The sequence below is a fragment of the Bathymodiolus thermophilus thioautotrophic gill symbiont genome (assembly GCF_003711265.1).
GTDB lineage: Bacteria > Pseudomonadota > Gammaproteobacteria > PS1 > Pseudothioglobaceae > Thiodubiliella.
In genome coordinates this window covers 2,754,460-2,772,485 of sequence record NZ_CP024634.1, presented here as the reverse complement: position 1 = coordinate 2,772,485, position 18,026 = coordinate 2,754,460, and the positions used below count along the sequence as shown (strand labels likewise).

The window sequence follows — 18,026 nt, the reverse complement described above, 5'->3', positions numbered from 1 at the left end:
ATTAAATGACAGCAAGACATCATCATTATCTCTCACAATGCTACTTGAAGGGCTTTACGAAAGGTGGCTCTAAAAAATCTAAACTCCAGGTATTTGATTTAAGAGGTAAAAAAATATTTGAAACAATACCGAGAAATGTTGGAGGTATACGAGATTTTAATCGTATTGATATCAAAGGAAGAGATCAGAATGAGATTGAAAAATCTCTTGCTACATTTGAAGGTAAAGCAGCGTCCGCACTTCGTAAGTTAGAAGAAACACATGAATTTGAAGGTGATACAAAAGATTTAATCCTTAATTTAATAGCTTTGTTGGCTGTTCGTTCACCAGAAATGCGTGAACATTGGGGAGTCTCTCTGGCAAAAATTGTCGATCAAATCATGGGTCTTTCATTAGCCACAAAAGAGTGTTGGGAATCGCAAATTAAACAAGTTAAAGAAAGTGGAGAAGATATAAATGAAAATGTATCTTATGAGGAAGTAAGGAAATTCCATGAAAGTAAAAAATACGCAATAACGGTGTCTAGAGAGCATCATATCAGAATGGAATTTGTTGGTGTGGAGGCAATCTTGCCTTTATTGCACGCAAGAAATTGGTTGTTAGTCAAAAGCACCGATGAAACTGGGCCGTTTATAACAACAAATAATCCTGTAAATCTTGTATGGAAAGAACCAGATAAAATTCCGCTATTCTGTAGAAATAGTCCAGGCTACGGAATGAATGAAACACAAGTGTATTTTCCAGTTTCAAAAAACTTAGGCCTTATAGGTGAGTTTGATATTAAAGAGAGGGTGTTGAAAGGAAATGTAGAGCTTATCGCCGCACTTAATTCAAAACTTTTAACGTTTAGTTGTAAGCAAATATATGCACCAAAAACAAAATTTAAATTCAGATGGGAAAATGGTGAAATACGAAGCGGAAATGAATTTTTCCAATGTATGAAACCCTAATAATCGCATGCACTAGTGAATAAGGGGGGGTAATAAGAAACAAGGGGGCGCCACCCTTTTATTTAGTAAATTATATTTAAAAACAATAACTTATGGTTGTAAAAGCACCTAACAAATCATTCCAGCCGACCGCCAATGCGTCGGCTGAATTCAAGTGTTAGACCAATACAATAAATCATCAGGAGGTTTAAATAAATGGAGGTAAAAATCGTTAATTTTCCAGCAACAAAAGTAGCTGTTTTAGAACATCATGGCTCACCTGTGCTTAAGCATGAATCAATTAAAAAGTTAATTGCATGGCGTATTGAAAATAAATTGCCACCTGAAAAGCATAAAAGTTATGGTGTTCATTACAATAACCCTGAAACTACGCCTCCTGATGAATATCGGGTAGATCTTTGCATTTCTACAAATCGAGATGTTCCACCAAATTCTCAAGGAGTTATAAATAAAGTAATCCCTGCAGGTCGTTGCGCTGTGATACGCCACATAGGTTCAAGAAATAATGTTACAGCAGTGGCTTATCTATATGAGCAATGGCTACCTCAAAGTGGTGAGAAACTACGCGATTACCCTGTGTTTTTTCACTATGTAAATGTAGGCAAAGACATTCAAGAACAAGACATGATTACAGATGTTTATCTACCATTATTGTAGCCGACGGACTAATAAGCGCATAAACTCTGACTGGCTTTATACGCTACTTCACTATGTTACGATTTGTAAAACTGTCAGATTGTGCAAAGCGTTATCTTAAAAGGGAAAAATAAACATGCAAGACAAGGTGACAAAATATCCAAAATATTTTTATGAAATAATGCAACAAACAAAACAAGCAGGATTTGATCAATTATCAGATGATAAATTAGGTTCGTTATTAACCACTTTGGTTGCATCAAAACCAAATAGTAAAATATTAGAACTGGGAACAGGGAGTGGGCTATCCACTGTATGGTTATTAGCTGGTATGGATAATAATTCAACATTACAAACTGTAGATAATGATGAAAACTTAGTCAATATTGCAAAGCAATATTTGCAAGATGATAAAAGAGTAGAGTTTTTTATTGAAAATGGTGAAGATTTGATTTTAAGAACAGAGCCAAATTCAATAGATTTTATATTTGCAGATACTTGGCCAGGAAAATATAATTATCTTGAAGAGCTATTAAATTTATTAAAAGGCGGGGGAATATATTTAATTGATGATATGCTGCCACAAGAAAATTGGCCTGAAGGTCATAATATTAAGGCTGATAATTTAATTCAATATTTAGAAAATAGAGAAGATTTTAATTGTGTAAAATTAAATTGGTCAACAGGTATTATAATTTGCACTAAAAAGTAAAGATAATAATTATCAGGAGAGGAGCACGGTTACACTGTGGATTTTTTTGGCTTTTAAGTGTCGCATAAAGAAAACTAAAGAACCAAACTATCAAGTTGTTAAATCGTCCCGCCTCTCAAGACCGTTGTTGGGCAATCATAAGTAATCATTGGGGGAAAAAATGAATAGACTTGAAATTGAATGGAAGCACCTAGAAAAATCTGGTAATACTTGTATCCGTTGCTCAGATACTGGAGAGGCACTTCAAGAGGTCATCGAAAAACTTGCTGTGGAATGCGAACCATGTGGATGGGAAGTAAAATTTAAAGAAACAAAATTATCTGAGCATGAAATACCAGAATCAAACATAATCCTATTTAATGGCAAGGCAATTGAGGATATTTTGCCAGAAGCAAAAGCATCAGAAAGTCATTGTCAATCATGTTGTGAGTTTACAGGTGATTCATCAACATCTTGTCGCACTGTTGAGTTTGATGGAAATATATATGAAGAAATTCCTTCGTCCCTTATACGCCAAACAGCATGTGTAATTACTCAATGCTGTGGAAAAGTTGCCTAACAAAAAAATCTAGTGGACAGTTCAAAGCACCCCTTTTTGCTTGCGCAAAAACGCATCCCTTTAAACTGTTACTACCTTTAAGCATTAGAACACAAAATGAAAAATAAGTTTATTAAATTTATAGCCATAATATTTATTGTAAGTATTGCCGGATGTTTTACTGCACCGATAAACAATAAAGATTTTCAGAAAATAAGAAAAATTGAAGATTTAAACGGTACTTATCTTAACAAAGGTGATACTGGGGACGAAATAGGTGTGCATTTGTCTAGAGTTGTTTGGGCTAATGATAGGCTACTTAACCATAAATTGATTAGCGAAATTGTTATTAAGGCTTTAAACTCAAATGAATTGCAAGTAGAGGCTATGCAAGGTCAATCCATAGTAAAGAAGCAAATTTTCATAAAAGGCAAAGATTTTAATATTGACTCTGGAAAGATTAATTTAAGAAGTGGATTTTCAATAATAAATGATATTGCGATTGGGATAGAATATCACGATATTACTGTAGGAATAGATACATTAGGAAATGGCAAATATGTTAATAGTGGCGCCGCCATAGGCATCGCTATTCTTATTATTCCATTTGCCATATATACTGTTCAACATGTTAGGTTTGTGAAAATAAAGTGAAAAAATATTCTAACAAATTATTCCAAAATAAGGAGTCAAAGTTAAAGGGAATGCCACCCTTTAAAGTTGCAAACTGGGTTAATTGAAAAAAATGAATGCCAGCAGGTGACAATGACTCATAAAGCCACCTAAGCTATTAAAGATATAATAAGAAAAAACACATAACAAAAGCAATCAACACGGACATTTTTCCGCGGTGTTTGAGTTGTGCTAAAAAGCCCTAGCACAGTTCAAACGCCACTCCAAAATTCCAGTTATTACTGACATTATCATAAGAAATAGGAAGTAAAATGGCATTATTTGAAATAAACAAAGATAAATTAAACTATATAAAAGAAGAAAAATTTAAACTTGAAAAAGATATTCAGAAATTAACTGAAGATAATTTATCAATGGTATTTGGACTAGATTTTATAAAATCTGAATTTTCACTAAATAAATTTAGAATTGATTCATTAGCATTTGATAAAAAATTAAATTCATTTGTAATTATAGAATACAAACGAGATAAAAATTTTAGCGTAATAGACCAAGGATATGCTTATTTAGCATTAATGTTAAATAATAAAGCAGATTTTATTTTAGAATATAATGAAAATACAAAACACACATTAAAACGAAATGATGTTGATTGGTCACAATCAAGAGTTATGTTTATATCTCCATCATTTACAACTTACCAAAGAGAAGCTATAAATTTTAAAGATTTACCAATTGAATTATGGGAAATTAAAAAATATACAAATCAAACGGCATCATACGGACAGATACAAACAGATGGTGCAGAAGAAAGTATAAAAACAATTTCAAAAGAAAATGATACTATAAATACTGTAAGCAAAGAAATAAAAGTATATACAGAAGATGATACGCTATCAAAAGCAAATGATGAAATTAAAGAATTATATGAAAAATTTAAAGTGTCAATTTTAAATTTTGATAATATTGAAATTAAACCAAATAAATTTTATATTTCATTTATTAAAAACTCTGCAAATGTAACAGATTTTGAAATACTTTCAAAATCTATAAAGATAACAATAAATTTAGGACAAGGCATTTTGAATGATCCAAAAGAAATAACTAGAGATGTGTCAAATATTGGAAAAATGGGTAATGGAGATTATCAAATAAAAATTACAAACGATAATGATTTTGAATATATATTAAGTTTAATTAAACAATCATATATATTTAAATGATAACAAATCAAAGGAAAAACAAGTCTACCACGGCGATAGTTCACGCTTTTAATATCACATTTATACACTTAAAGGAACAAACTATCAAGACATTAAATTGCCCCGTTCCTATTGGGCAAAGTGATTTTTTGCTTGAAACTATTATGCCAACTAGGTTTTCTGCATTTTTAATTTCTATATTTGGATTAGGGTGGACATAGTATTATATTAGTGTATAATCCGTTCTCTTTAGTGCGGGGTGGAGCAGTTCGGTAGCTCGTCGGGCTCATAACCCGAAGGTCATAGGTTCAAATCCTGTCCCCGCTACCAAATAATCACGACCCCCCTTTTTAGGGGGGTTTTTATTGAAGGTTTGTTTTAAAATATGGCAAAAATTACGGATAAGATCGAAGTACTAATTCAGCCAGTAATTGAAGATATGGGTTATGAATTGGTGGGCATTGAGTATGTTGCCAGTGGTAAGCACAGCATCTTGAGGGTTTATATTGATTCAGAACAAGGTATCGGGTTGAGTGATTGTGAAACGGTGTCGCGTCAGTTAAGTAGTGTTTTTGATGTGGAAGATCCGATTACAATGCCGTATAATCTAGAAGTATCTTCACCCGGTATTGAACGACCGTTGTTTCATATTAGACATTACCAGAGATTTTTAGGCAGCGATATTGCTTTGAGGTTATTAAGGCCGATCAACGGTCAAAGGAAATTTAAGGGTGTTATCGGTAGTGTGAGTGAAAAGGACAACAGCATAGAGTTAATGACGAATATAGGTAGTCATAAATTGGATATTGATTTAATTGAGAAAGCGAATTTAATAGCGCATTTTTAGGAGAATAAAGTGGAAAGTAAAGAATTATTTTTAATGGTTGAGGCAATTTCTAACGAAAAGAACATCTCTAAAGAGGATGTTTTTGAAGCGTTAGAAGAAGCAATGGCGGTTGCAACTAAAAAACGCCATGATATTGATGCTCATGTTAAAATCGACAGAAAAACGGGTGATTTTTCCACCTTTAGACAGTGGATGGTTATTGTAGATGGCGATAATTTTGTGGATGATGACGGCACTGAGTTTGATGCAGCATTACACATTCATGCCAAGGATGCAAATGGCGTAGATGTGGATGATTTTGTACGCGAACCAATGAAAACCGAAGAGTTTGGCCGCATTGCCGCACAAATTGTTAAGCAAGTTATTATTCAAAAGATGCGCGAAGCAGAAAGAGAAGTAATTGTTGCAGATTACACTAAGCGTGTAGGCGAAGTTATTATGGTAACTGTGAAGCGTGTTGATCGTGGTAATGCTTATGTTGATATGGGTGGTGCTGATGGAATGATTTCTAAATTTGATTTAATTCCAAACGAATCTATTCGTAAGAATGACCGTTTAAAAGCTTATATTAAAGAAGTGAAATCAAGTCCACGAGGCGCACAGATTTTCCTAAGTCGCACTGTACCTGAAATGATGATTGAATTGTTTGAGATGGAAGTGCCAGAGATTTCTGAGGGCGTTATTGAAATTATGGGCGCTAGCCGTGACCCTGGTTTACGCTCAAAGTTGTCAGTAAAAACCAAAGACAAGCGCCTAGATCCAATCGGCTCATGTATTGGTATGCGTGGTGCACGCGTGCAAGCGGTATCAAATGAATTGAATGGCGAGCGTGTAGATGTTATTTTATGGGATGAAGATCCTGCGCAATATGTGATTAACGCCATGGCGCCAGCAGAAGTCAGCTCTATTGTGATTGATGAAGATAAAAATTCAATGGACATTGCCGTTGAAGAAGATCAATTGGCATTAGCAATTGGTCGTGGTGGTCAAAATATTAAATTGGCATCACGCCTTACTGGCTGGAAGTTAAATGTAATGTCCACGAGTGAATCTAACGATAAACAAGTGGAAGAGAATCAAAAAATTAGCGATAAGTTAGCCGAACAATTAGGCGTTGATTCTGAAGTGGCAGGCGTATTAATTGACGAAGGCTTTGTCAACATTGATGATATTGCTGATGCTGATACCGGTAGTTTAGAAAACATTGAAGAGTTTGATGCTTCCATGGTTGAAGAGTTACAAGAGCGTGCTTCTGATGCGCAACTTGTGCAAGCTTTAGGTGATTCAGAATCTTCTGACTTGTTAATGAGCGTTAAAGGCGTTAGCGAGGATTTGGTGCAGGCATTAATTGAAGCAGAAATTACTACAGTAGAAGATTTGGCGGAGTTATCAGTTGATGAGTTATTGGACATTCAAACGATGGACAAAGAAGCGGCATCAGCTATGATTATGACCGCAAGGGAAAACGAAGGATGGTTTAAGTAACTCTTTAAACGCTAATTCTTAATAAATAAAATAAAGGCAAACGCTATGGCACATACAGTTCAATCACTCTCTAAGTTACTGAAAAAGACTGAAGAAGAAGTTATTACAATTTTAGCAAATGCTGGCATTGAAGGTAAAACCGCATCTTCTGATATTTCAGGAGATGAGCGCAAAGTTTTAATGAGCAATTTGTCAAAGCGTTCAAGTAAATCTAGTATATCTGTTTCTCGTCAACCAAGTGCAAAGACAAGTGCAAGTACGGATGGCAGTATTAAGATTCGAGTTAAGGCAACCCGTGCTAAAAAATTGACCTCTGAAAGCGCCCAAGATAGCAATGAAGAAATGCAAGCAGTGCAAGCAGCAAAAGCAGCATTAGAAGCTGGGCGTGATGCAGATGCAAAACTAGCAGAACAAGATGCCAAGCGCAAAGAAATGATTCAAAAACAAAGGCAAGAAGCAGAAGACTTAAAGCAACAGCAAATACAAGCAAAGCAAAAAGCAAACAACCCTGAAGCAGTTGTCGAGAAAAAAGAAGACAACGCCGAAAAAGTTACTGAGAAAAAAACAGAAAACACCGAAAAAGTTACTGAGAAAAAGGAAAAAAGCACCGAAAAAGTTGCCAATACACCCGCAAGCGACACCTCAAAAGACGCCAAGAAGCCAAAACGACTACGCAATGCAAGTTCAACAGCAGGAGCAGGACGCACACAATTGCATGTTGCCAAGAAAACAAACAGAAAATTAAAAAAGAAAGACAGAACTCGCCTTAGTCAAAAAATTCAAGAAGAGCAAGCCCAACACGGCTTCCAAAAACCGATTGAAAAGGTGATTCGTGAAGTGGCTGTGCCCGATAATATTAAAGTCATTGACTTGGCGCAAAAAATGACCACCAAGGCTGGAGAAATCCTCAAAGTATTGATGGGCATGGGTGTAATGGTCACGCTGAACGATGTTATTGATCAAGACACCGCACTTTTAGTGGTTGAAGAAATGGGACATACAGGTGTTGCCAGTAAAGAAGAGACCATTGAAGATGCTGTTATTGAAAAAGCAAAAGCAACTGGTAACGAGACACCTAGGCCACCAGTAGTCACGATTATGGGTCATGTTGACCACGGCAAAACATCGTTATTAGACTACATTCGCAAGGCAAAAGTTGTTGACGGAGAGGCCGGTGGTATTACTCAACACATTGGTGCTTACCAAGTGCATTCAAATGGCAATGATATTGTTTTCATTGACACCCCAGGACATGCGGCGTTTTCAAAAATGCGCTCTCGTGGCGCAAGTACAACCGATATTATTATTCTTGTAGTGGCAGCTGATGATGGCGTGATGCCACAAACGATTGAGTCAATTAAGCATGCAAAAAAAGCAGGCGTGCCAATTATTGTTGCCGTGAACAAAATTGACAAAGAAGGCGCAGACCTTGATAAAGTTAGACAAGAACTCTCTTTGCATGAAGTTATCTCAGAAGATTGGGGTGGCGATGTGATAATGGTAGGTGTATCAGCACACACAGGCGAAGGTGTAGATGCGCTTTTAGAGGCCATTATCTTGACTTCCGAAGTCTCAGAATTCTCAGCAGTTGTTGAAGGTCCAGCACAAGGCACCGTATTAGAAGCACGCCTTGAAAAAGGGCGTGGCAAAGTAACCACAATTCTTGTGCAATCAGGCACTTTAAAGAAAGGCGACATTATGATTGCTGGTTTAGAATACGGCAAGGTTAAACAAATTGTGAATGACCAAGGCAAAGTTTTACAAGAAGCTGGACCATCAATGCCAGTTGAAGTGCTTGGTTTGTCAGGTGTGCCAGATTCAGGTGATGAAGTTTTGGTAGTAGAAACGGAACGCAAAGCACGAGAAGTGGCCGATTTTAGAAAAGCGCGTGACCGTGAGGCTGTGCTACAAAAGCAACAAGCATTAAAGATGGAGAATTTTTTACAAAAGATGGAAGAAGGCGATGTTTCTACCGTCAATGTGTTGCTTAAATCTGATGTGCGAGGCTCGGCACAAGCATTGGTTGAAGCACTTGAAGAATTGTCAACTGATGAAGTCCGTGTGAAAGTTGTTTTAAGTGGCGTGGGTGGTATTAACAATACCGACATTAACTTAGCGGCCACCTCAGGTGCATTGGTACTTGGTTTTAATGTGCGTGCTGATGCGATGGCACGCAAGACCGCTGATAATGAAGGTGTGCGAATTGAATACTATTCAATCATCTACAATTTAATTGATGATGTAAGGGCGATTATGAGCGGACTGCTTAGTCCTGAATTAAGTGAAAATATTATTGGTATTGCCAATGTGAAAGAAGTGTTTAAATCACAAAAACTGGGTGATATTGCTGGTTGTATGGTTGAAGAAGGCGTGGTTAGAAAAGACAGCCCAATTCGTGTATTGCGTGATAGCATAGTAGTGTTTGAAGGTGAGTTAGAATCACTGAGACGCTTTAAAGACGATGTTAAAGAAGTTAAATCAGGTACCGAATGTGGCATTGGTGTTGCAGGTTATGATGTTGTAGCAGGCGACCAAATTGAAGTCTTTGAGCGCATTGAAAGGGCGCGTACGCTTTAAGCACTTACAAATGGCAGAGCAAGCTTCTTATAGAGTTGAAAGAGTTAATGAATTGATTCATCGAGAATTAGTAATGCTGTTAAGAAACGAAACCAAAGACCCTAGATTGCAAATGGTTAGCATCACCGATGTTTTAAGCAGTCGTGATTTAAGCAGTGCGAAGGTTTTTTACACCGTACCAGAAGATCAGCAAAACACTGTGGCACCCTTACTTTATAAAGCCAGTGGTTTTTTCCGTTCTCGCCTATCAAAAACCCTAGACTTACGCCATACGCCAGCCCTCAAGTTTATTTACGATTCAGCGCCAAACACAGGTGCTAGAATTGATAAATTATTAGCCAAACTTTAAATTCGACTGGTGTCACGACGCAACGCAAAAGGCAGGGATATTAATGGCATCATTCTGTTGGATAAAGACACAGGATTGAGTTCTAACGCCGCTTTACAAAAAGTTAAACGCTTATTTTTTGCCAAAAAAGCAGGGCATACCGGCGCATTGGATCCTTTGGCAAGTGGCATATTGCCAATTTGTTTGGGGCAGGCTACAAAAGTTGCAGGATTTTTGCTTAATGATGACAAACGATATTTTGTGCGTGGGCAACTTGGACAAACGACAGATACGCTGGATTGCGAAGGTGAAGTTACTGTAATAAAAGACTTTGGGCAAATCAGTGAAGCGCAAGTGCTGGATGCCGCATTGAGTTTTCAAGGTGATATTGAGCAAGTGCCACCGATGTATTCAGCGCTTAAAAAAGACGGACAACCTTTATACAAACTTGCTAGACAAGGGATTGAGATTGAACGCAAAGCCCGCTCAGTTACCATTCATAAACTTGATTTTTTAGGCTATGAAAATGGTGTAGTCAGTTTAGAGGTGTCGTGCTCTAAAGGTACTTATATTCGCTCATTGATTGCTGATATTGGCGATAAATTGGGTTGTGGCGCACATGTTATTGAATTACGCCGTACAGGATTTGCCCACATTGACATCACTCAGGCGCTTAAGTTTGCTGATTTGGAAGCTTTAACAGGCGATACAGGTGATTTTGAACAATTGGATGCCAAGATTTTTCCAAGTGAAGAAATGCTACCTAGTATTCACAGCGTTACCATTGACAAACAACAAGGCATAGACATTCGTTATGGCAGGCAAATTAAAATTGCAAACCAAGTTGATAATTTGGTTAAAATGTTTGACGAAAACGCCATTTTTCTAGGTATTGGACAAATAGAAAATGGCTACTTACAACCCAAGCGATTATTTATATGAAGAAAAAAGACGCCCTCGTTGGCTATTATTTTAATAACAACTTAATGCACTCCATCAAAGGTGATAAAAGCCTGCGTGAAAGTGTTTATAACCGTGAACGGGCTTTTAATGTTGTAGATGAAAACATTGACGAACTTGCGAGGGTTTGGCTGTATTTGCTACTTGAAACAGGCGCTTATCGTTTGGTAATTGGCTTGAATAATACCGAAGTTCGGTTATCCAGCGTTTTTGACCCACTTAATACCGAGGTGCATTTAGCAGAAGATTTGCTAAGTCCCGAGTATATAGATTTTCATTTTAATAAAATTGCGTTAAAAGAAAAAAGCCAGTTGATTAAGCGCATTTACAAATTGCTCGAACAAGACGACTCATTTGAAATCCTCTCCCCACAATGGCAACAATCTTTACTCGAGCGCAACCAAAAAATGGGGCAATTAACCAACATCAACGACTTGCGCTTTATTCTGGAAAATATTCCTAAATTGCGTCATTTAGAAGGTTATTATTTACGCACAATTACCATCAATCTATTTAATTCAACCGTATCAATGTCATTTAATTGCGACGGCACACAGATTATGTCACATAAAAATTTTAGAGAATTTATAGAACAATATATATAGAGACCTTTGCATAAATATGAATAATCATCAAGTGGGCAAAAATTGAATTTTGCTAATCATCCATATTTATGCAAAAGTCTCATATAGGATAAAACAATGAAAGTATTAGTAATAGGCAGTGGTGGGCGTGAGCATGCTATTTCTTGGCAGTGTGCTAAGTTTGATAGTGTTGAGGCGGTTTTTGTGGCGCCGGGTAATGCGGGGACGCAGTTGGAGGACAAATTGACGAATGTTGATATTGGCGTGGAGGATACTAGCGCTTTGATTGAGTTTGCTAAAAATAATGGGATTGATATTACTATTGTGGGACCTGAAGCACCGTTGGTGATTGGAGTGGTGGATGCATTTCAGGCGGAGGGGTTGGCGATTTTTGGACCTACTCAGGCGGCTTCGCAATTGGAGGGGTCGAAGGCGTTTTGTAAAGATTTTCTTGATAGGAATAATATTCCGACTGCATTTTATGAGGTTTTTACTGAGGTTGAGCCTGCGGTGAAGTATGTGCGAGAAAAGGGCACGCCGATTGTGATTAAAGCGGATGGTTTGGCGGCGGGCAAAGGGGTGATTATTGCCAATACGCAACAAGAAGCGAGTGATGCGATTAACGATATGTTGGAAGGTAATCGCTTTGGTGAAGCGGGTTCTCGTGTGGTGATTGAGGAATTTTTAAGGGGTGAAGAGGCGAGTTTTATTGTGATGGTTGATGGCAAAAATATCTTGCCAATGGCAACTTCACAAGATCATAAGGCACGAGACAATGGCGATAAAGGCCCGAATACTGGTGGCATGGGTGCTTATTCGCCAGCACCGATTGTTACTGATGAGATTTTTCAAGATGTTATGGACACGGTTATCCGTCCAACGGTTGAGGGTATGGCGGTTGAAGGTAGGCCTTATACGGGTTTTTTGTATGCGGGGTTGATGATTGACCAGCAAGGAAATTCTAAGGTTTTGGAATACAATTGCCGTTTTGGCGACCCAGAAACGCAGCCGATTATGATGCGTTTGCACTCTAATTTAGCACAATTATGCTTGTTGGCAACACAACAAAAATTAGACCAAGCCAGTATTGAATGGGATGAGCGCTCATCAATGGGCGTGGTGTTGGCGGCGAATGGTTATCCTAACGCTTATCCTTCGGGCGAAGTGATTGGATTGCCAGAGGACAGTGCTTCGGCTAAGGTGTTTCATGCTGGCACTAAGATGGAAGGTGATAATGTTGTCAGTAATGGTGGGCGTGTTTTATGTGCCACGGCACTTGGTGTGGATACTCAGGATGCACAGGCAAATGCGTATGCGTTATTACAAAAAATTGACTGGGAAAATGCTTATTATCGAACTGATATTGGTTTTAAGGCGATTAGTAGTTAGTGTTATATTGGTGGGTTTTAGATGTTAATTCATAAGTTTTTATTTCGAATTACCCCTGTCAAAACAAAGAATATTATGAAATTTTTATTTAATTACTAATTTAATGAAAATTAGTAATTAGTGATATAATAGCAATTTTTTCAGTTGTCATTGTTTGTATGAAAATCGTTCCACCACCTAAAATTTCTCGGGAAGAATTGTTTGCGTCGGTATTTAAAAAAATACAACAAGGACTTGTGCCTACTATTGTTGATGAGAAAAAACGCTATTCACACTGGGATAAAATACGCCATCTAAAAACACCCGATAAGTTTGATGATATTGAGCAATATTGGCATTTCCTTAAATATTCACGCTTGCAACAACAAAAAAATCTACCTTTTTCTGAGAATTTCTCTTTTGTTTTGACGGATGATATTCAGAAAAATATTCATGAGATAGATTCAAAAATGCGGGGCTCACTTGAAGCCAAAAATATTGACAGTAATAGCGACAGGTATATTGTGCGTGCGTTAATAGATGAGGCGATTAGTTCCTCCCAACTTGAAGGTGCAACAACCACCAGAAAAGTCGCACGGGAAATGTTGAAACACGACAAAACGCCTAACGACCATTCGCAGAAAATGATTGACAATAATTACCATGCCATTAAATTTATTAATGAGCACAAGCAAGATGAATTAACCCCAAGTTTGATTTTGCAACTACATGCTATTGTTACCAAGGGAACGATGGATGATTCGGAAGTTGGCAAACTTAGGCGGGACAATGAAGTAAATGTGGTTGATAATAGCACACAGACTATTTTGCATCATCCGCCTGATTTTCAAGAATTGCCTAGCAGGCTAACAGTTTTATGTGATTTTGCGAATGGCAACTCGCCTGATTATTTTGTGCATCCCATTATTCGAGCGATTGTTGTGCATTTTATTTTGGCGTATGACCACCCTTTTGCTGATGGCAATGGGCGGACGACAAGGGCTTTGTTTTATTGGGTGATTTTGAAAAATAATTATTGGTTGTTTCAATACATTACTTTGTCAAGGTATATTAAGAAAGCGCAAGTTCAATATGGAGAATCGTTTTTAATGGTTGAAAGTGATGATTTTGATTTGACTTATTTTATTAACAGTCAACTTAAGTTTATTACCCAAGCCATTACTGGGTTGTTTGATTATGTTGATGAAAAACAGCAGCAACAGCAACAAGCGCTTAATTTATTGGGCAATTATCTAAGTAATGGCAAGGTCAATTCACGCCAAGCCATGCTCATTCAAAATGCACTAAAACACCCCGGTTCGGTTTATACCATTGCAGGACATAAAATTTCACAATCGATTAGTTATCAAACTGCAAAAACTGACTTGGTGGGCTTGTCAAAACTCAATTTACTGCAACACTCTAAACAAGGGCGAGCCTTTGTTTTTATTGCCCCAAATGACTTGGAGCAACGCATCAAGGCTTACAAATGATTATTGTTGGTGTTGATGAGGTTGGCAGAGGCTGTTTGGTGGGTAATGTGGTGGCAGGTGCGGTTATTTTGCCGGATGATTTTGATTTGCCTGAATTAACCGATTCTAAGAAACTTAGCGAGAAAAAGCGTGAGGTTTTATATACTCTGATTACTAACCAATGCCAGTGGGCAGTGGGTGAATCAAGTGCAAATGAAATTGATGATATTAACATTCTACAATCCACGATGTTAGCGATGAGGCGTGCGGTAGAAAGTTTGAATATGCAATATGACAGGGTTTTGGTAGATGGCAATCGTTGCCCGAAATTGGAAAATTGCACAGCTATTATTAAAGGTGATTTGAGCGAACCAGCCATTTCAGCTGCATCCATTATTGCCAAAGTAACACGCGATAGGCAGATGATTGAATTAGACGCTTACCACCCTGAATATGGCTTTGCACAGCACAAAGGTTATGGCACCAAACAACATTTAATAGCACTGGAGAGATTTGGTGCGCTTAAAGACCAGCACCGTTATTCATTTTCCCCAGTTAAAGGCCGGGCTTAACAGTTCTTCTTGGCGTTGTCGTTCTGCTTCTTTGGCTTCGTTTTCTGCCTCAATTTTTCTTTGTTTATCGCGTTTAATTTCAGCCGCAGGACGGTCTTTTAGATAATGGAATAATTTAACCACGCGCTTTACACCTTGTGCTGAAGATACAATCTTTGTGGCAAAATTCGCTTCGCGTTGAGTAACAGACCCCATTAGATAGACGGTGCGATTTTCTGTGGTAATTTTCACATGTATTGGGTTAAACACTTCTTGATCAAGGAATAATGTTTCAATTTGAGCGGTAATGGCTGAATCTTTTATGCGATTAAATAGGCTGCTATTTTCTGCAACGCGCGCTTCGTTAATAACTTTTTTAATTTTAAAATCTTGGGAAGGCGCTTGTGCAGTAAGGTGATCAAGTGCAGCAGCAGTAGGAACTTCGCCTGTTACCAGCACGGTTTTATTATAAATTAGGAAATTTAAATGGGCATCTTGTAAGATTTTATCTTCACTTGTCCAGCTCAGTAAAACAAATTGAATGCCCTTATCATCAATAATTTCACCACTACTGCGCCTGTCGTTAGAAAGCAAAAAGGTGGTGCTAATTGCCGTTGTTATAAAACAGCCAGTTAAGAACAGCGTGCTTGCCATTAGCATGGTGGATAGAATAATTTTTTTCATCAGTTATATAGCTTCAAAAGCATTTTTTATCCAATTTATTTCAGGATATTTTAAATCAGATTCTAGCCCAACAACATCAAACCGGCAAATAAAATCGTCATATTGAGAGGTTTTTTGTAAAAAATGGTTGGCAGCACAGATGATTTTTGCTTGTTTAGTGCTGTTAATCGTACTAGTTGCAGATCCAAAGCATACATTTTTACGATAACGAACTTCAACAAAAACTAATATTTGTTCCAATTTATCAAGCATAATGATGTCTATTTCACCAAACTTAGTTAAATAGTTTTGCTCGACAAGTTTTAGCCCCTTTTTTGTTAAATATTGAAGTGCTAATTTTTCCGCTGTATTGCCTACTTGTCGCTTTAAACTAAACATCTTTTATGTCCTTATATATAGTAGCCACCCCTATTGGAAACCTTGAAGATATATCGTTTAGAGCGATAGAAACGCTCAAAACGGTTGACTTGATTTTAGCAGAAGATACTCGCCACAGTAAAAAGTTGCTTAATCATTATGACATTAATACCCCTGTTCAAGCTTTTCACGAGCATAACGAATCTGCCAAAACCGCTGCCGTGGTGGTAGAATTATTGGCAGGGAAAAATATCGCACTCATTAGCGATGCAGGCACGCCGCTGATTAGTGACCCAGGTTTTGTTTTGGTTAGCGAGGCCAAAAAAGTGGGTATAACAGTCTGCCCTATTCCCGGTGCATCAGCGTTGATTAGTGCCTTAAGCAGTTGTGGTATTGCCAGTGATAGTTTTAGTTTTTTTGGTTTTTTGCCCGCCAAATCCAGCGCTCGTATCAAAGCCATTCAAGCAATTTCTCACTGCCATGAAACGGCTGTATTTTACGAGTCACCTAAACGCATTTTAGCCTGTGCAAACGACCTGTTAGGTGTGTTGGGTGAGGAGCGCATTGTTTGTTTTGCCAAGGAAATTACCAAATCTTTTGAAACCATCAAAACCAGCACTTTGCCACAATTAATTGAATATTTAATTGAAGATAAGGCACACCAAAAAGGCGAGTTTGTTATTATTGTTTCCAGCATTGATAAGCGTAATTTGGTTGCAGGCGAGGCGCAATTGGATAAAATTTTACCGATTTTACTCGTTGAAATGGGCGCCTCAAAAGCCGCAAAATTGGCGGCAAAAATAACGGGTATTGATAAAAAACATTGCTATCAACGGGCTATCAAATTATGAGTTACTACACACGACACATTTTCTTTTGCAATAACATTCGCCAAGACGCCAAGACATGCTGTTCGCAGTTTGGCGCTCAACAAATGTATCGTTACGCCAAAGACAAATGCCGAGACCAAGGCAAACTTGGTAAAGGGAAAATCGGTGTAAGTGTATCTCGTTGTTTGGGGAGGTGTGAGTTGGGTCCAGTGGCTGTGGTGTATCCTGATAATATTTGGTATCAATATATTGACGAAGAGGATATTGATGAAATTATCACCGAGCATTTAATCAATGGCAAACCAGTCAAACGCCTGCAAACGAACTTTGCATAAGCACCTACAAATTGATTAATTTTTGATACAATTGTTCGGCACGCTGTTCCAAATCAGAGACAGTATTATTGTTTTCTACAATATCACTTGGTAATAATTCGGTTATTTTTAATCTCTCTTCTTGATTAATTTGTGCGGCAATCATTTTTTTCGCTAGTTTTTCGTCAATATTTGTACGATTTATTAGCCTTTCTAGTTGGTTTTTATTATGGCAGGTTACGACAATAGCCCTATCAAAAAAATATTTAAACCCTTCTATGAGTAACGGAATTTCGATAATAACCAATGGTTTTTCCAGCGTTTCTATCTTTTCTTGCATTTTTGTCAATATTTTTGGGTGTAGAATGCGCTCAATAGTTGCTTGATTACTCTTGCTTGCTAATAATATCTCTCGCAAAACTGCTCGATTTAAGCCACCATTTGGATGGACAATTTTCTTACCAAAGGCATCAATCAACTCTTTTATTCCAGCTGATTTAGGCGCTGTTATCTCTTTGCTGATGTTATCAAGTTGAATAACATCAACGCCAAACTTAGCAAAAATTTGAGCCAATTGTGATTTTCCACAGGCAATGCCACCCGTGAGTGCAATTTTAAGAACTGTCATAATCATTGATTTTAAATAATATTAAGGGCAAACTATTGACTTTTTCAATAAAAGTTTGGATAATACGCTCTCTTTACGGTTATGTAGCTCAGCTGGTTAGAGCACAGCATTCATAATGCTGGGGTCGGTGGTTCAAGTCCACCTATAACCACCATATTTAAGAATTTATACAATTTATAATAAAAAACATGAGTTATTTTTTAAATAAGATTGTATAATTCTTACTTTTTAATTACGCCGAAGTAGCACAGTTGGTAGTGCAACTGATTTGTAATCAGTAGGTCGCCAGTTCGAGTCCGGCCTTCGGCACCATATTTATACAGAGGGTTTTTAAGCAATATAATTTTTCGTTTTATTGCACGCCCAATGT

At 37.5% G+C, this 18,026-nt stretch carries 20 protein-coding genes and 3 tRNA genes; 20 read left to right on the top strand and 3 right to left on the bottom strand.

Translation table 11 applies throughout. The features are described 5' to 3' along the window. The first annotated feature begins 5 nt into the window (after positions 1-5). The 16 genes from MS2017_RS10540 (at position 6) to rnhB (ending at position 14,864) form a co-directional block, all read left to right on the top strand. On the top strand, positions 6-950 hold the full coding sequence (locus tag MS2017_RS10540) for a DUF4238 domain-containing protein (protein WP_122952157.1): 945 nt from the start codon (positions 6-8) through the stop codon (positions 948-950). A 195-nt stretch (positions 951-1,145) separates the two neighbouring features. After that, positions 1,146-1,607: an AraC family transcriptional regulator gene (locus tag MS2017_RS10535; protein ID WP_122952156.1), complete on the top strand. Its 462-nt coding sequence runs from the start codon at positions 1,146-1,148 to the stop codon at positions 1,605-1,607. A 115-nt stretch (positions 1,608-1,722) separates the two neighbouring features. Next, positions 1,723-2,298, top strand: a complete 576-nt coding sequence (locus MS2017_RS10530; protein ID WP_122952155.1) for an O-methyltransferase — start codon at positions 1,723-1,725, stop codon at positions 2,296-2,298. Positions 2,299-2,458: 160 nt separating this feature from the next. Then, on the top strand, positions 2,459-2,857 hold the full coding sequence (locus tag MS2017_RS10525; RefSeq protein ID WP_071564114.1) for a DUF2703 domain-containing protein: 399 nt from the start codon (positions 2,459-2,461) through the stop codon (positions 2,855-2,857). A gap of 96 nt (positions 2,858-2,953) precedes the next feature. Beyond that, complete coding sequence (locus MS2017_RS10520; protein ID WP_071564116.1) at positions 2,954-3,490, top strand: hypothetical protein; 537 nt, start codon at positions 2,954-2,956, stop codon at positions 3,488-3,490. A 290-nt stretch (positions 3,491-3,780) separates the two neighbouring features. Then, positions 3,781-4,692, top strand: coding sequence for a DUF5655 domain-containing protein (locus MS2017_RS10515; protein WP_071564118.1), 912 nt, complete (start codon positions 3,781-3,783; stop codon positions 4,690-4,692). Between the two features lie 232 nt (positions 4,693-4,924). Further along, positions 4,925-5,001, top strand: a tRNA-Met gene (locus MS2017_RS10510). Between the two features lie 55 nt (positions 5,002-5,056). Next, on the top strand, positions 5,057-5,518 hold the full coding sequence (rimP, locus tag MS2017_RS10505) for a ribosome maturation factor RimP (protein WP_122952154.1): 462 nt from the start codon (positions 5,057-5,059) through the stop codon (positions 5,516-5,518). A 9-nt stretch (positions 5,519-5,527) separates the two neighbouring features. Continuing rightward, positions 5,528-7,003: a transcription termination factor NusA gene (gene nusA / locus MS2017_RS10500; protein ID WP_122952153.1), complete on the top strand. Its 1,476-nt coding sequence runs from the start codon at positions 5,528-5,530 to the stop codon at positions 7,001-7,003. A 45-nt stretch (positions 7,004-7,048) separates the two neighbouring features. Continuing rightward, complete coding sequence (gene infB / locus MS2017_RS10495; RefSeq protein WP_122952152.1) at positions 7,049-9,580, top strand: translation initiation factor IF-2; 2,532 nt, start codon at positions 7,049-7,051, stop codon at positions 9,578-9,580. Continuing rightward, entirely contained in the window at positions 9,549-9,929 is a 381-nt protein-coding gene (rbfA, locus tag MS2017_RS10490; protein WP_241156937.1) for a 30S ribosome-binding factor RbfA, read from the top strand. Before infB ends, rbfA begins: the two co-directional genes overlap by 32 nt. Before the next feature lie 9 nt (positions 9,930-9,938). After that, positions 9,939-10,850: a tRNA pseudouridine(55) synthase TruB gene (gene truB, locus MS2017_RS10485; protein ID WP_122952151.1), complete on the top strand. Its 912-nt coding sequence runs from the start codon at positions 9,939-9,941 to the stop codon at positions 10,848-10,850. Next, positions 10,847-11,473, top strand: coding sequence for a hypothetical protein (locus MS2017_RS10480; protein WP_122952150.1), 627 nt, complete (start codon positions 10,847-10,849; stop codon positions 11,471-11,473). The genes truB and MS2017_RS10480 overlap by 4 nt, the downstream gene beginning before the upstream one ends. A gap of 96 nt (positions 11,474-11,569) precedes the next feature. Further along, entirely contained in the window at positions 11,570-12,841 is a 1,272-nt protein-coding gene (gene purD, locus MS2017_RS10475) for a phosphoribosylamine--glycine ligase (RefSeq protein WP_122952149.1), read from the top strand. 158 nt (positions 12,842-12,999) lie between these two features. Beyond that, on the top strand, positions 13,000-14,313 hold the full coding sequence (locus MS2017_RS10470) for a Fic family protein (RefSeq protein ID WP_122952148.1): 1,314 nt from the start codon (positions 13,000-13,002) through the stop codon (positions 14,311-14,313). Then, entirely contained in the window at positions 14,310-14,864 is a 555-nt protein-coding gene (gene rnhB / locus MS2017_RS10465) for a ribonuclease HII (protein WP_122952147.1), read from the top strand. The genes MS2017_RS10470 and rnhB overlap by 4 nt, the downstream gene beginning before the upstream one ends. On the opposite strand, the gene MS2017_RS10460 is transcribed toward rnhB, so the two are convergent. After that, on the bottom strand, positions 14,835-15,527 hold the full coding sequence (locus MS2017_RS10460) for a BON domain-containing protein (RefSeq protein ID WP_122952146.1): 693 nt from the start codon (positions 15,525-15,527) through the stop codon (positions 14,835-14,837). The two genes, rnhB and MS2017_RS10460, sit on opposite strands and share 30 nt — an antisense overlap. A gap of 3 nt (positions 15,528-15,530) precedes the next feature. Beyond that, positions 15,531-15,905 carry a YraN family protein gene (locus MS2017_RS10455; RefSeq protein ID WP_071564134.1) on the bottom strand — a complete coding sequence of 125 codons (375 nt, stop codon included), beginning with the start codon at positions 15,903-15,905 and terminating at the stop codon, positions 15,531-15,533. A 5-nt stretch (positions 15,906-15,910) separates the two neighbouring features. On the opposite strand from MS2017_RS10455, the gene rsmI reads away from it, so the two are divergent. Both rsmI and MS2017_RS10445 read left to right on the top strand, forming a co-directional pair. Continuing rightward, complete coding sequence (rsmI, locus tag MS2017_RS10450; RefSeq protein ID WP_122952145.1) at positions 15,911-16,735, top strand: 16S rRNA (cytidine(1402)-2'-O)-methyltransferase; 825 nt, start codon at positions 15,911-15,913, stop codon at positions 16,733-16,735. Further along, positions 16,732-17,049: a (2Fe-2S) ferredoxin domain-containing protein gene (locus MS2017_RS10445; protein WP_071564136.1), complete on the top strand. Its 318-nt coding sequence runs from the start codon at positions 16,732-16,734 to the stop codon at positions 17,047-17,049. The genes rsmI and MS2017_RS10445 overlap by 4 nt, the downstream gene beginning before the upstream one ends. A gap of 4 nt (positions 17,050-17,053) precedes the next feature. Here the strand turns inward: MS2017_RS10445 and coaE are convergent, their stop codons facing one another. Beyond that, complete coding sequence (gene coaE, locus MS2017_RS10440; protein ID WP_084032322.1) at positions 17,054-17,656, bottom strand: dephospho-CoA kinase; 603 nt, start codon at positions 17,654-17,656, stop codon at positions 17,054-17,056. Between the two features lie 77 nt (positions 17,657-17,733). Between coaE and MS2017_RS10435 the strand changes: the two genes are divergently transcribed. Together MS2017_RS10435 and MS2017_RS10430 are read left to right on the top strand one after the other, a co-directional pair. Continuing rightward, a tRNA-Met gene (locus tag MS2017_RS10435) sits at positions 17,734-17,810 on the top strand. An 82-nt stretch (positions 17,811-17,892) separates the two neighbouring features. Next, a tRNA-Thr gene (locus tag MS2017_RS10430) sits at positions 17,893-17,968 on the top strand. The last annotated feature ends 58 nt before the right edge of the window (positions 17,969-18,026 follow it).

Bases quoted from the DNA above. Each gene is read 5' to 3' on its own strand.
- MS2017_RS10540 (WP_122952157.1), top strand. From the start codon at position 6: ATGACAGCAAGACATCATCATTATCTCTCACAATGCTACTTGAAGGGC.
- MS2017_RS10535 (WP_122952156.1), top strand. From the start codon at position 1,146: ATGGAGGTAAAAATCGTTAATTTTCCAGCAACAAAAGTAGCTGTTTTA.
- MS2017_RS10530 (WP_122952155.1), top strand. From the start codon at position 1,723: ATGCAAGACAAGGTGACAAAATATCCAAAATATTTTTATGAAATAATG.
- MS2017_RS10525 (WP_071564114.1), top strand. From the start codon at position 2,459: ATGAATAGACTTGAAATTGAATGGAAGCACCTAGAAAAATCTGGTAAT.
- MS2017_RS10520 (WP_071564116.1), top strand. From the start codon at position 2,954: ATGAAAAATAAGTTTATTAAATTTATAGCCATAATATTTATTGTAAGT.
- MS2017_RS10515 (WP_071564118.1), top strand. From the start codon at position 3,781: ATGGCATTATTTGAAATAAACAAAGATAAATTAAACTATATAAAAGAA.
- rimP (WP_122952154.1), top strand. From the start codon at position 5,057: ATGGCAAAAATTACGGATAAGATCGAAGTACTAATTCAGCCAGTAATT.
- infB (WP_122952152.1), top strand. From the start codon at position 7,049: ATGGCACATACAGTTCAATCACTCTCTAAGTTACTGAAAAAGACTGAA.
- MS2017_RS10480 (WP_122952150.1), top strand. From the start codon at position 10,847: ATGAAGAAAAAAGACGCCCTCGTTGGCTATTATTTTAATAACAACTTA.
- purD (WP_122952149.1), top strand. From the start codon at position 11,570: ATGAAAGTATTAGTAATAGGCAGTGGTGGGCGTGAGCATGCTATTTCT.
- MS2017_RS10470 (WP_122952148.1), top strand. From the start codon at position 13,000: ATGAAAATCGTTCCACCACCTAAAATTTCTCGGGAAGAATTGTTTGCG.
- rnhB (WP_122952147.1), top strand. From the start codon at position 14,310: ATGATTATTGTTGGTGTTGATGAGGTTGGCAGAGGCTGTTTGGTGGGT.
- MS2017_RS10460 (WP_122952146.1), bottom strand. From the start codon at position 15,527: ATGAAAAAAATTATTCTATCCACCATGCTAATGGCAAGCACGCTGTTC.
- MS2017_RS10455 (WP_071564134.1), bottom strand. From the start codon at position 15,905: ATGTTTAGTTTAAAGCGACAAGTAGGCAATACAGCGGAAAAATTAGCA.
- rsmI (WP_122952145.1), top strand. From the start codon at position 15,911: ATGTCCTTATATATAGTAGCCACCCCTATTGGAAACCTTGAAGATATA.
- MS2017_RS10445 (WP_071564136.1), top strand. From the start codon at position 16,732: ATGAGTTACTACACACGACACATTTTCTTTTGCAATAACATTCGCCAA.
- coaE (WP_084032322.1), bottom strand. From the start codon at position 17,656: ATGACAGTTCTTAAAATTGCACTCACGGGTGGCATTGCCTGTGGAAAA.